The sequence below is a fragment of the Cupriavidus pauculus genome (assembly GCF_022179805.1).
Lineage (GTDB): Bacteria > Pseudomonadota > Gammaproteobacteria > Burkholderiales > Burkholderiaceae > Cupriavidus > Cupriavidus pauculus_E.
The window spans coordinates 87,512-99,786 of the sequence record NZ_BPUO01000015.1; the positions used below are offsets into that span (position 1 = coordinate 87,512).

Consider the following 12,275-nt stretch of genomic DNA (forward strand, 5'->3'; position numbering starts at 1 on the left):
GAGAAACGGGAGATGAGGGGGCTTTCTTGTTATGAATCGACATCGCTTGTGTACAGGCGGGAGAGAGCCCGCATAGTAAGCGCTAATGTCGCAAACATATCTAAATCGCCACATTTACTGTGGTTTTTGCCACACCTCGCCGCTGCTGCTGTCGCTACAGCCCGCCCGACTTTCCCCCCGGCCGCATCGTCGCATTCTCCAGCAACTGCTCGTGGATAAGCGCGCCAGTCAAGACGAGTACGGCTTTCATCGGTATCCCCTAAAAATTGCCTCCAGGTGCACGGATAGTTTTAGTTCGGTGGCAACACGCCTCCACATGCGGTCGTGACTTGGTCGTGTCGATTTTCTTCCCAAAAACATGCAGTTCAGCGAGGAGCACCGGCGAGGGGTGCAGTTTGTGGAAACCGTGACGGTCACCGGCGATGCCGCCAAGGACATCGGCTGCGCGGAAGAGCCCCGGCGCCTGCCTGTGTCCAGCGTGCGCATGCGCGACGCCGCCAGCGCCACGCCCATCGCCTGGACCGATATCCATATCGACCCCGTCTACACCGACATCGTCGAAGCCGTGCACCAGTTTCCCGGCGAACTGGTCAGTTCGCTGCTGGAAACCCGGCACGGCAGACAGATTGCGGAGATCGAGCAGGAGGTGCACGCGTCCACGCTGACCGACACGCGCATCAGCGGCGTCTAGTGTTGCATCGACCTATTGAATCCACGATCCTGCGCTGACATTCCGCCCAAAGCGCATAGCACGGACAAGTGGCGCGTGCTATAGGAGAGATGCTGGAATACCAGGCACGCGCCCAGTACTCCAGCATGAAAAGGAGGCCCTGACCTCTCGGTCAGGGCGAGGCGCGCCAATCCAACCGGCGTCAAGAGCCAGATCCGGACTTGCGTTCGCTCAAACGCTTGCGCGCATAAGCCAACGTGCCGTCCTTCACGTGCAAGGCACGAGACACCCCGCGCGTCGGATGCTGAATGCGATACGACATCGCATTGCCCTGGCGCACTTCGACGATCTTAGAGAAGCCCTCTTCGATACACATGTCGACGTACTTGCAGCCATTGACCAAGCGACCGTCGGGAAGTCGGCGCTCGGTATCTTCCGCACGCTGGCAAGCCATCTCAAGCGACAGTTCGCGTTTCATTCGCTCCCTGTTTGCTGCAGCCTGCGCTTCCCAGCGCTCTTGGTCCTCAACAGACATGCCACAAAACTCGAAGATCCTTCGACGGCGAATAGCCGCCGTGCAGTTCACGAGATCCACACCCAAAACGCTGTGAAGCGCTCGCTTCGAGCCTAGGTTCCAGTTCCGCGGTGCATCAAAGATGAACAGCAGTTCCTGAAGGTCACACTCCTGAACGGCGCGTGCCACCTTGTTAGGCCAGCGGAACCCGTAGCTGCTTCGATCCGCTGCGGCGGCACAGGCACGGTAGTCGAATTCCCTTTGGCTGATCTCAAAGGATTTCCGTGCCGCTGTTGCCTCTTTCACTCGCGTCCGGAAGCGGCTACCTGTGATTTCCGCATGAATCTTTGCGGCCAGGTCGCTACTCGGTGTTGCGTCGGCGTCTTCGGGCTTTCGTACATTGGGCACCTCCTTTGGTGAAAGGAAGCCCGCCCGGAACAAGGCATCGTCGACGTGAACCACCGTCGCATCTGCCTGCAACCGCTCAACGACTGCGACCAGTTCCATGACATTGTCATCAGTGACCTTGAGCTTCTCGGCTCGAATCACCCGACACAACGCCTGGAGTTGGCCACCCGGCAACGTACCGCGCAAGGCGGGTATGGCCATCAGGGTATGCATCCATTCGACATCGTAAGGGACGAGACGCGGACTCTTACGATACTCATCGAGGACGACCTCCGGCACCTTGTCGTCTCGCAACAAAGCGTAAGCGACATGCACTTCGTGCCGTACGGACGGTGGCATCCCAGGCGTGTGGACGGGCCCCGTGGGGCCGTATCCGAACCGCTTGATGAACTCCTGCTCAGCAATCGCTCCGAAATCCACCACCTCAATGCTGGGGTCAAGAAGCATGACTTCCCAGATCATCATATCGAGACTACCGTGCGGGTCGAGCGCTTCCTCCGGATAATCTGCAAGTCGTCCTGCGGCCATGACAGCACCCCAGACGCTCCGGCGCATTTCGTAGGGCTCATCGATACGACGGCCCGTCCCCCCAATCAGACGTTCGAGTTCGTCGTGGATCGTTGTCAGGATACGTTGCGTCGAACCCTCCAAACGAAGCGCGAAGCTGCCCGACGCCAAACGCGCGATAGGGATGAAGCCCCCGCTTGCATGGTGCACTGAGACAGCCTCTGGTCCGGAAGCGGCCGCAATGCGCGCAGGGTCGTTTAGATGATAAAGAACGCCTGCCAGGGTGGAAATATGCGTGACCTGACGGCCAACGTGAACAAGGTACATGGATGCTCCAGATAGACGGAGCATGCCCCTCTCGGGGACATGCCCCAAGAGGGTGGAAACAGTACATCCGCGTGACGCGAATGTGTTCAAATTAGAGTGGCTTGCTCTATGAATAGCAGCCGCACTTTCTCATGCGTGAATGACGAAGCCCGTGCCTGACACACGAGCACGCATGCCAGCATATTGGTCGGCGGTATGAATCAATCGTCCCTGGCACCACCGCGACGGATCCATAGACCGTACGCCGCAAGCGCACCGCCCACAACCAGCACAAGTACGGTGAAACTCATTCGGATTCTCCTTTGTGATAGATGGCACCCACGACATATAGTAGGACCGCGACCCCGAATAGACCCGTGACCTTCGTCAAGTCCTTAAGCATCCAGTCACTACTAGATCCGACGAAGCCGAATGCTCCGACCAGCGCTGCTGCTGAGATGGTGTGCAAATACCTACCATTCTGCAGCTCCTGCGCCTGGGTTGGGTTCGAGACCGCCCGCCACGCTTCACCAATTAGATTGCAGCGACGCCCGCTGCGAATCCTGAGACGAAAGGTGTTTGCCGTGACCTTTTCCAGTCGATAGCGACGCCCGCTTTCGCACGCGAACGCTTCGAACTGCTGCAGGTCCCCGAATACCAGTTTCGCAAGTTCCAGAAAGTTCTCGGAAAGCAGGATCAGACCCGTGGCTCGATCATATTCACCGCGACTCGTGACCTCATCCCCATGGGCGGATACGAACGTGACTTTGATGACTTTCATCATGCTCGATCACTTCCATCTCACGCCGTGGTGGCTGGCCGCCACTGAGTTCGTTTCATGCAAGCTCCTACAGGATTGGAGCGAGACATCCCCCTTGCGGGCGCGATGTCCCGCAAGGGTAAGACCGGCACAAGCCGGTGAGAATGGCACTCAATAGTGCGTTGCGTTGGGGCTCGCCGTTGCTTGTAACACTGCAACGAGCTCGCGCCAAGATAAACAAACTACTGTGGTCTTAATGGCATAGCGATGCTCCGGTTGACGGAGCCCGCCCTCCAGGAGCAAAGCCCCGTTAGAGGTGATGAAGACTTAGTCGTTGACGCCGCTTCTTCTCTCAGAAAAAAAGCGGCTCGATAAAGGTCGATGGCGAATGGTCTATCGCCCGACATCAAGCTCATCTTCGCACGCCGGTCCGCCAGTACCACGCCCGCTCATGGCAACTGGGCTTTGGCCAAAGAAACAACCTTGCATACCCCAAGGATAAGATGCCCTCTGGATTGCGAGAATCTAACTGCGGCACAGCCTCTGCACGTAACATCATGGTTCTCCATAGAGTGCGCAGAAGCAGCTTCCCCATACGCGGAAGACGTTCCGCGCAGGAAGATTAAGTATGGTTTGCGCCGAAGGCGCCAGGTCATCGGGTCAGACGAAGGCCGCCTGCTCCCGAAATCAAATACAAAGTTTCGCCAGGAACAAAGCGTTGGTCTGCACCCTGCGTGACAACCACCTGACGACCATCTTCCGTACGGACGATGACTTCCAGGCCATCGCGTCGACTTAGGTGCTTTGCCACTGTCTGGCCAATGAAGGCAGACACCGTTCCGGACAGTGCACCAGCCAAATATCGGCCGTTGCCCTGGCCGATCACATTTGCGCCAAGCAGGCCGCCAGCAACCGCACTCAGCATCGTAGGGACACCGGAGCTTGCTGACAAAAGCGATTCGTTATCGATGACAACAGGCCGCACGTGAACTACCGTTACTTTCTGCACGTTGCCAATCTGCCCAATCTCCGAGCCGCGATAGTGGTCGCTGGCGCCCAGCTCTGTTGCACAACCGGTGCACAAGGCAAAGCAGATGGAAACGAGCGTAAAACGACCAAGCATGTCGACCTCCTTATGAATAGGCCAACACGCCCACAGGCGCGCGGCCCGTGGATGGGAATAGAAACACCGGTGACGGAGACCGTCGCGATCAGGAATAGAGATGGGTCAGGCGAATTGCGTCCGCGGTGACGGCAATACGTAGCCGCTCGCACGCTAGGTCCGCCAGCGCATTCTGGAGATAACTCAGAGGAAGTCGCTCCACGAAGTCTCCGCCGCCGAATGCCACGCGGGCGTTACGGTCATAGTCGGCATCGACTTCCGGGTTGCAGCCGCAGAAGTAATACATGCACTGCTGCGCAAGCGTATTGCCGAAGCGATAGCCCACGTATGCACCGCGATCTTTTGCGACAAGGAATTGGTCCGCTTTTGCATTCGTGCAGAAAGCAACCAAGCGCTCCAACTCCTGTCGGTTGAGGAAGAGTTCAGGCATGCACGGCTCCTGAAATGCGAGCACGCGCCTGGTGGGGAGCTGTGCCCCACATCGAACTAGAACGGTCTTCGGACATCGAAGCGTAAGGCGAGCGATCCGACGGCCTAGCAAAAGCAAGCCCTACGGATCACTGATGGACCGTGCATCGGCTGCGTGAACAGTTCGACGATCTGTCCTGAAAGCGAAACTCTTTGCTGGAACTTCGCTTTACAAAGTCCCATCCGCGGAGGTGCTAGCCCCAACAACTCAGTATGAATGCTGCGACTGTTGTCGCAATGGTCGCGTAGAACGCGATAAGTGCATGCATACTATGCGAAGGCAGCACGCGTGGCTTTGACGCATCGCAAGTTCATACGTCGGGTTGGTCCACAAATCTGGCAGCGATAGTTCCTTTACTCCAACACGCGACGTTGCGTCGGCTCGGGAACTTCCTCCGGCATTGTGGCAGCGCTGACAGCCAACCTTTGCTTTTTGCCGGCAATGCATGCCGTACTCCATTCATCACAGAAGTCAGTTCCGCGGATCTTCGGGCGGTGCAACACCGCTTCGATGCCCGCCGCGCGCAAACGGCGCTGCAACGTCAAAGCGTCCACAATACCGGGCGATTGGAGTGTCCTCGAGTCGATCTCATCGAAGTCCGCGAAGATATGGACCCGTCGAACGTCCAACCCTGATGGCACTGCAAACTTGCTCAGTTGCACTCGGTTAAGGCATGCCCATGTCGGGACACCGAACAGCATGTACGCGGCATAAGCCGTCTCGATCCCTTCCGCCACACCAAGCTCACCATGGTACGGCTGCATCAACCGCACTGCGCCGCCGTCCAGAGGGAAAGCAGACACTTCGTTTCGCTTGGCCGGAAGAATCTCCCCGCTTGCGAAGCGAACGATCGCTTTGCGCGGCTCCCGGGGATCAAGCGTCGTCCGGTGGACCGTCGCGAGCCTCCCATCTGGCAGTGAGTAGGCTGCAACGATGGTTGGGAATTTGCCCATCGGTTTCCCATCGTGCCAATAGGTTTGATGCGCAAGTCGCAGGACATCAGGGATGGGCGCTGTCAACCCCGGGACCCTCGCTTCCAGATAGCGCATTGCATGGTCACCCGCAATGAGGGGACTCGCTTGCGCAAACTGTCGTAGCACGCGGCGCAGTCGCGCCTCGGGACTCAGCGATCGTCGCCGAGCACGCGGAGACAGGACGTCGACAGCCTTGCTAGTGATCACTGAGGGTAGCGTGGCAGCACCACTCAGCTGACGCACGATCTCCCCATACGTCAACCCTGTGTAGCGATGCACCAACGCCAGGCCGTCGCCAGCCATCGGACCGCCCGCCGCGCATTGGCGGCAGAACCAGTCACCACGCCCACCTCGATTGTCATAGCAGAAGCGATCTCGGCCTCCGCAGACGGGGCACGGCACTGGTTTGCCCTGCCAGAAGGCATCTGTCAGGACAGCTGCAGGGAGATATTCCCTGACCAGCGCATTCCAATGTTCAGGCGTCCATCCGGAAACAAGCTCGCGAATCTTCTTCATATAACGCTCCGTTGAATGCTGTGACCGGAAACCCACGGCCGAGCGTCGTCCCGAAACAGGGCGGCTGCGCAGGGCTCGTGTGATCCAGCGCAGCGGGTGGTGTGAAAGGGGTGATGAGGACAGGCGCAGACGCCGGAGTCATTGCGTGGATACGCACCGGATGCGCAGATGCCTCCCCAAGTCAAGAGGTGAACATGACATTCGATATGTTCGCGAGTGAAAACCTGCGCTGTTTGACGAAGACGAAATTCTGGCCAAACGGTTCGGCCAAAAACTTAAGCAAAGTCAGAGACAGATTTTTCGTACCAGTTCAGCATTCCGCGCTGCCGTTATGGGACGACGCGTCCTTGCAAATTCTGTACGGCTGCGCCGATACGGCCGCGCGACGCTGACGACTCAGCCTGCGTGTTGGCCGGTCATGAGAGGAAATGCGATGACAAGAATGACTGCCTTCAGCTCGGAAGGCTATAGGCACGTGTATGCGCCACCCACAAGTGGCCTGCTCGAAGCGTCAAACGACGCCGACGATGAATTCATAGTACGCCGACATGTGGGCAACGAGCGGGCCGAATGTCCGTCGATTTTAGTGAGCTTTCCGCAGTAGACCCATGCGCGTGCTCGCCATCGCTGCAAACCGTTCATTGGGTGGCTACGCGCGGCAATGCCAGCGCGCGGGAGACCGACAACGTCCCTCCGCTACGGGACGCTGCAAGTGAGATTGCTGGTTCCGTACTGGACTATCAAGTCGCTCGATCCGAAGCGCTACGTAAATACCGCTGCTTTTCGCCTCTGACGCGATGCAAGCAATACGTAAGCTATGCCTTGTAGCGACGCGCGGGCGCTGCCGTCTCGCGCTTTTTTAACTTCGAAGACTATTGAAAATCATGGACGATCATTCATCACTGCAACGATCTCTCAAATCCCCTGTCGATGACGACGACGTGAGCGAACACATCGAGCTTGACCAGGCCCGTGTGGAGCGGGGCAGCGAAACTGCACTACGGGCGGCATTCTCCGGCTTGTCGGTCGAAGAGAGCCAGTTCGAGCGGATTCTTGGGTGCGTGCGCAATATTCGGCATACCCACAATAAGATCTATCTTCTGATCGCCGAGGCTGCCGGGGAGGTACAGTTCCTACATCAGGAAATCCATCAAATTGTTACGGCAGAGTTCGGCGAGACGCGAGAGGCAAAGAATCGCGTGCGCGAGAGGTTCCATGACGTCGCAGAGAACGTCCTGCACATCCCCCCAAGGCGTGCGGAACTCTATCTCAATATCCACCGCCGCTTCCATCATCATGATCGGGCGCTCAAGGCACTGAAGACGGGGGAGTTGATGATTCTCCGCCGCAAGGACTACACGGATCGGGAAATCGATGCAGTCATCGACTTGAAGCAATCAGATCCGAGCTTCAAGCGCGCACACATTCGACACTACATTGATCAAATCCGTGCGCAGGAACTGCAGTTGGATATCGTGGCAACCGAGCTAGCCTCCTCACAATCCACGCAGGTGAAGCTGGAAGCCGAGGTGACTCGTCTTAACTCCAAGCTCCATCAAACAGCAACTGACCATCAGGCCAATCGCCTGGCTTTGGAGAAAGCTCGCGAAGAATTGACCCGACAGAACGCTGGACATAGTCGGTTGCAAATGCAAATCCAGGATCTAGTGAAAGAGAAGGCCGAGTTGGCCCAACGCTTTGAGCTTTTGTCCCGATCTGATCGCCAAGACGTCGATCAGGCCACTTCGTCGGGCTTCTCCTCGGTCGAGATGGCATTGAGCGCCAAGAACGAGGAGATCGCTGCTGCCAACGCGGAACTCGCTGCCATCTTGTCCAAACGCGATGAACTCAACCGGGAAATTCGTGCGAAGGAGGAACTAGCGGGGCTTGTCGATGACTGCGAGCGGGTCATGGCACGACTGCCAAGGGTCCAGCGCCGCATCCATATGGATGCTGACAAAGATGGTCAAGCGGTACGCGAAGTCCTTCAAGCCACCGCCAATGTCGCGATTCGATTCCTGACACAAGTCCGCGGTGCGTTGCAACCAACAGGATGACTGCATGCATCTGGACCCATCTACCGTCGAAGTCGAGAAACTGATACTCGATAGCTACCGTCGAGACAGGATTCGCACAGCCAACTACTATTTCACTGACTATCTAGCCGAGGCGGTGTCAGCCTACCCGATTCTTGAGAGCATTCTGCGAGTCAGCAGAGAAGACATTGCCGCCCTGCGCAGTTCGCAAGACGCGCATCGGGATCTGATGGGTACACCGTTTTCTGTTGTTACCCCGGTACTGACCGAAGTGGCGGATTGGCAATGCCTCATCAGCGGCGGCCCACCAACGCGTACTGTGGAGAACTTGCGCGCCCAAATACCGACATGGCCGGAATCAGACGCACTGCGGCTACTGTATAACAATCGCGACTTTAGCCTGCTCGTGATGGAGTTGCTTCACCGTAGCGCCGTCGCGGCGCCGCTGCTGGGAATTAGTCTCGATCTTGCGAAGTACCTCAGATCGTTGTCTCCGCATGCTTTCGACCTCGCCATCCAGATGGCCGGTTTTCCAGCCTTTCGCTGGCGATTGCAGAGCAAGAAATTCTGGATCGATCTACGAAGCAGGCACCTGTCCCGCGAATGTCTGGGACACCATATTCTCGAATCCACGCCGCTACGCGCGCATCAGCTCCGATCCACGCCACGTCGATGGGCTATCCAGGTGGATCCTGCTATGAAGCCCGTCTATTGCGACCTTATGGTCCGTCAGCGCTTCCGAGCATCGGTTGTTGCCGATGTGCTTGGTTTTCCAATCGAACAGGTTCGCAAACGGCACCGCCTAATCCACAGAAGGCCTTCAGTGTCCGGACAGTTGCCTCAATCGAAGGCATGGTACTTCGAGACAGCGTCGCATCGCTTGCAGGCAACCATGGTAACCACACTGCATCGCGCAGCTCGCGCGGACGGATACAACCCGGTGGAGGCCCTCATTGCTGCCTACGACCTCTTTAGGCGTTTCTTCGGCGAGGAGAGCAGAGTGACCCCAGAACGCTCAATTCATGCCGCTCAGTTATCGGAAAGCGGTGCCCACCTACGGCTCGCACCGTGCAAGATGTGCGAGACGCCGTATTTGGTTGCCAACAGCCCGGACAAGATAGGAATGCCGACCGGCTTTCAATGTCCAGGCTGCTTTGGCAAATTCCATGTACGCCGTCGGACCGCACCGGGCCCGCTGAAAACGTATAGCGTCAACCTGCGCTACTTCATCGACCCATAAGGGGCGATCCTCCCAGCGCCCTTGAACCTTCAACGCTTACCACTTCACACGACTACCTCATGCGTCTCTTCTTTGCAATTTTCCTGCCGTGGCTGCAATTCTTCACAATCGGACGTCCGCTCGCGGGCTTCGTTTGCCTGATCCTGCAGATCACCCTCATTGGCTGGGTACCTGCGGCCATCTGGTCTACTTACGCGCTGAGCCAATATGAGACCGATCGCAAGATTCAGGCGGCCCTCAGCGCTATCCGCTAAATTAGTCGGCGCGGAGCACGTCTTCAGCGGCTCTGCGCCCTCTACTCGGTGGCCTACTCCCGGCTGCTCGGTTCCATAAACTCTGATGTCTGCAGACGAAAGCTGCTGTGTCCAGCATAGCTTTTCGCCAATTGCATGATTTTTCTCTCTCGGCTGTACCAAGCTTTGCCATAGCGCAAGCGCGCTCGGCGCTTCCGATGGTACTTAGAGGTTTGCAATGGGGAATGGTCTATGTGTGGTCGACCCTTTCCTTTTGCTGAACTGGAGGCCGGCGCTTCGATGGGCGAAGCGCGCCTCCAGCTTGGGAACCATGATGCGAAGCAGCGTTAAAAAGAAGGCTCTACTGATGTCGTCTCTGTATGTGGCGGCACTAACAACGATGGGTTGTGGCGGGGGCGATGAGGAGCCTATGGGCGGTGGCACAAATCCGCCTGGACAGACGATCGTAGTGGAAGGGAGTGCCCGACCGATCTCAGCCGACCCATTGTCGGTGGTTTTTGTCGCGCATACCTCAACGCACACCGCACCGGCGTTTCAGACCATCGCAAGCGCAAAGTTTCCCGAGGCGCTTCAAAAGACCACCGCTGAAGGTGCTTATGCCGAGATCGGCGTGAACACGGGCAGCCTCATCACGTTGAACAGCGGCAAGATCGTGGACGTGGTAGGCAACGATGATTACGCCATTGGACGCTGGACCGATGGCAGCACATCCTTCGGAACCGTGGGCCCAAACCAAGGCGACCACTATGCAATCGGCAGGCCGCTGTTTATCCATCGAGTGATGGAGCCTCGATCGATATCGTGCGCTCTGGACGCGGCAACACGACCAACGTCGGTGCGGGGCACTTATCCCCCGGGCGATGTATTGGGCGCATCAGCCACCATCGGTGTGAACGGCCCCGTCATCGACAAGTTCGATCTACGCGTTCGAATCGGCAACGACACCGAGGTTCACGCGACGGCCATCTATGCGCTTCTCAATGGAGTTATGCAGTCTCAAGGTTTCCTACGCCAAACCCAGACGTTTGGGACGGATGAGTCCAAGCCATATCTTGCTGTGGGATATGTCATTCCGACTCCAAACAGCGGTGATGTAGCTGGCCTTGTTGTCCTGAAGTGCGGCTAGAAAATACATCAGCCACCATTCCCTCCGTCGTGAATGGTGGCTTGCATGCTGACCGCAAGCGTTCCGGGAGGACAAGTCCATCCATCGCTTTGAATGTACGCGCCCAGACTATAGTGTGGGTGGTTGCGATCTGGAGTTACCGATCCCTCGCGAAGATCTGTTGAGAGCGCGTAGCTTCCGACGAACAAACCCACCGCCCCGTCTCTGTAGACGCAAATGCCCGGATAGACGTTTCCAAACCCTTGCCCGCCCAAAGCAAAGTAAACTGAATGCACCGCTCCGGATCCGCTGGCCGTTTTCCAAATGCCCTGCTGACAGGAGACCGTTCTACCGCGCGGGTCGCTGCGGATTGCGCCTTCGGGATCAATGCACTGCTGTCCTTCTGAGACCTTCTCTGATGCATAAATGGACGGTATCAGTGCTCCCGCTGCATACAGATGACCGGATGCGTGCACGGAGCCACCGGCCTGAATATCAAGATCTGCATTCAGCTTTTGTGCTGATACATTACCGGCGACATCAAGATTTCCGCTTGAATTGATGTACCTCCCATAAAGTGCTTCGCCTTCAATCGACTCACCGGCTACGACATTTCTTGCCGCTGTGATCGTCGCTATCGATTCAATATCACCCACCCGGCTGATCGGTTGATTGTTTGCATCCATCGGCCCCGTCAAGTTCAGCGTCCCATCCCGCCTGTAGAACTGATTCAACGACTGAGCGAGCAGCGAACTCGATCCCACCTGCATTGCCAAGACGCCTGCGGGCTGCCCCACCACTGGGTTTTCTGTCCTCCAGCTGGCGGCCATTCCTGTGATGATTTCCGGCGTCTCTGCAAAAGAGACCCCGGCGTCTTGACCTGCTTTTGTGACTGCAAACCCGAGTAAATCGTTGCGGATGCGTCCGATCGCATCACGATAACCTTCAGTCGAGTAGACAAGTCCCGGTATCGAGCACGCAGCTAAGTCCTCCTCGCAGTTCATGGGAGCGAGATCCACGCGGAAGGACAGCCCAAGCGGGCTGACATCGGCGTATCCCTCTGGCAATAGCCCAAAGTTGATGAGGTCCGGGATGGTGGGATGTAGCGGGTCGTCAACAGTGACAGTCTTCACCCCCACCGTGAGATTGATCGCGCCAGTCGGTCGCTTCGCCAATTCGGAGAACGCCTCGAACGTATAGGTGTTCACGGCGTTCGCAATGTTGGCCATATAGTTGCCGGTTCCCGTAGCAAGGTTTTCCTGCTGCTCGGCATACGCCCAGGCTACGGACCCGGCCAGGGCCACGCTTCCGAGAACGAGGCCCATCGAATAGCTGCTCAGTATCATGTGATGCTCCTGGTTTCGTCCGAGGCTGGCCGCCGGGGCCAGCCTGC

At 57.4% G+C, this 12,275-nt stretch carries 11 protein-coding genes; 5 read left to right on the forward strand and 6 right to left on the reverse strand.

The features are described from left to right. The first annotated feature begins 358 nt into the window (after window positions 1-358). On the forward strand, window positions 359-691 hold the full coding sequence (locus MFF62_RS24895) for a hypothetical protein (protein ID WP_238265797.1): 333 nt from the start codon (window positions 359-361) through the stop codon (window positions 689-691). Window positions 692-872: 181 nt separating this feature from the next. On the opposite strand, the gene MFF62_RS24900 is transcribed toward MFF62_RS24895, so the two are convergent. The 5 genes from MFF62_RS24900 to MFF62_RS24920 form a co-directional block, all read right to left on the reverse strand. Further along, window positions 873-2,426: a hypothetical protein gene (locus MFF62_RS24900; RefSeq protein ID WP_238265798.1), complete on the reverse strand. Its 1,554-nt coding sequence runs from the start codon at window positions 2,424-2,426 to the stop codon at window positions 873-875. A gap of 286 nt (window positions 2,427-2,712) precedes the next feature. Further along, a complete protein-coding gene (locus MFF62_RS24905) occupies window positions 2,713-3,189 on the reverse strand; it encodes a hypothetical protein (RefSeq protein ID WP_238265799.1) in 477 nt (158 codons plus the stop codon). 628 nt (window positions 3,190-3,817) lie between these two features. Beyond that, window positions 3,818-4,288 carry an outer membrane lipoprotein gene (locus MFF62_RS24910; protein WP_238265800.1) on the reverse strand — a complete coding sequence of 157 codons (471 nt, stop codon included), beginning with the start codon at window positions 4,286-4,288 and terminating at the stop codon, window positions 3,818-3,820. Window positions 4,289-4,376: 88 nt separating this feature from the next. Then, window positions 4,377-4,718 (reverse strand): DUF3085 domain-containing protein, encoded by a 342-nt coding sequence (locus MFF62_RS24915; protein WP_238265801.1) that lies wholly within the window; start codon window positions 4,716-4,718, stop codon window positions 4,377-4,379. A gap of 392 nt (window positions 4,719-5,110) precedes the next feature. Then, window positions 5,111-6,247: a DUF7146 domain-containing protein gene (locus MFF62_RS24920; RefSeq protein WP_238265802.1), complete on the reverse strand. Its 1,137-nt coding sequence runs from the start codon at window positions 6,245-6,247 to the stop codon at window positions 5,111-5,113. An 884-nt stretch (window positions 6,248-7,131) separates the two neighbouring features. Between MFF62_RS24920 and MFF62_RS24925 the strand changes: the two genes are divergently transcribed. The 4 genes from MFF62_RS24925 to MFF62_RS24940 all read left to right on the forward strand — a co-directional run bounded on the left by MFF62_RS24925 (window position 7,132) and on the right by MFF62_RS24940 (window position 10,903). Beyond that, window positions 7,132-8,304: a hypothetical protein gene (locus MFF62_RS24925; protein ID WP_238265803.1), complete on the forward strand. Its 1,173-nt coding sequence runs from the start codon at window positions 7,132-7,134 to the stop codon at window positions 8,302-8,304. A gap of 4 nt (window positions 8,305-8,308) precedes the next feature. Beyond that, window positions 8,309-9,523 (forward strand): FlhC family transcriptional regulator, encoded by a 1,215-nt coding sequence (locus MFF62_RS24930; RefSeq protein WP_238265804.1) that lies wholly within the window; start codon window positions 8,309-8,311, stop codon window positions 9,521-9,523. 59 nt (window positions 9,524-9,582) lie between these two features. After that, window positions 9,583-9,777, forward strand: a complete 195-nt coding sequence (locus MFF62_RS24935) for a YqaE/Pmp3 family membrane protein (RefSeq protein WP_238265805.1) — start codon at window positions 9,583-9,585, stop codon at window positions 9,775-9,777. A 310-nt stretch (window positions 9,778-10,087) separates the two neighbouring features. After that, entirely contained in the window at window positions 10,088-10,903 is an 816-nt protein-coding gene (locus tag MFF62_RS24940; protein WP_238265806.1) for a hypothetical protein, read from the forward strand. A gap of 8 nt (window positions 10,904-10,911) precedes the next feature. Here the strand turns inward: MFF62_RS24940 and MFF62_RS24945 are convergent, their stop codons facing one another. Continuing rightward, a complete protein-coding gene (locus tag MFF62_RS24945) occupies window positions 10,912-12,228 on the reverse strand; it encodes an adhesin (protein ID WP_238265807.1) in 1,317 nt (438 codons plus the stop codon). Between the last annotated feature and the right edge of the window lie 47 nt (window positions 12,229-12,275).

Excerpts from the sequence above, each read along its gene's own strand:
- MFF62_RS24935 (WP_238265805.1), top strand. The coding sequence starts at position 9,583 with ATGCGTCTCTTCTTTGCAATTTTCCTGCCGTGGCTGCAATTCTTCACA.
- MFF62_RS24940 (WP_238265806.1), top strand. The coding sequence starts at position 10,088 with ATGATGCGAAGCAGCGTTAAAAAGAAGGCTCTACTGATGTCGTCTCTG.
- MFF62_RS24925 (WP_238265803.1), top strand. The coding sequence starts at position 7,132 with ATGGACGATCATTCATCACTGCAACGATCTCTCAAATCCCCTGTCGAT.
- MFF62_RS24945 (WP_238265807.1), bottom strand. The coding sequence starts at position 12,228 with ATGATACTGAGCAGCTATTCGATGGGCCTCGTTCTCGGAAGCGTGGCC.
- MFF62_RS24895 (WP_238265797.1), top strand. The coding sequence starts at position 359 with ATGCAGTTCAGCGAGGAGCACCGGCGAGGGGTGCAGTTTGTGGAAACC.
- MFF62_RS24930 (WP_238265804.1), top strand. The coding sequence starts at position 8,309 with ATGCATCTGGACCCATCTACCGTCGAAGTCGAGAAACTGATACTCGAT.
- MFF62_RS24900 (WP_238265798.1), bottom strand. The coding sequence starts at position 2,426 with ATGTACCTTGTTCACGTTGGCCGTCAGGTCACGCATATTTCCACCCTG.
- MFF62_RS24905 (WP_238265799.1), bottom strand. The coding sequence starts at position 3,189 with ATGATGAAAGTCATCAAAGTCACGTTCGTATCCGCCCATGGGGATGAG.
- MFF62_RS24920 (WP_238265802.1), bottom strand. The coding sequence starts at position 6,247 with ATGAAGAAGATTCGCGAGCTTGTTTCCGGATGGACGCCTGAACATTGG.
- MFF62_RS24910 (WP_238265800.1), bottom strand. The coding sequence starts at position 4,288 with ATGCTTGGTCGTTTTACGCTCGTTTCCATCTGCTTTGCCTTGTGCACC.
- MFF62_RS24915 (WP_238265801.1), bottom strand. The coding sequence starts at position 4,718 with ATGCCTGAACTCTTCCTCAACCGACAGGAGTTGGAGCGCTTGGTTGCT.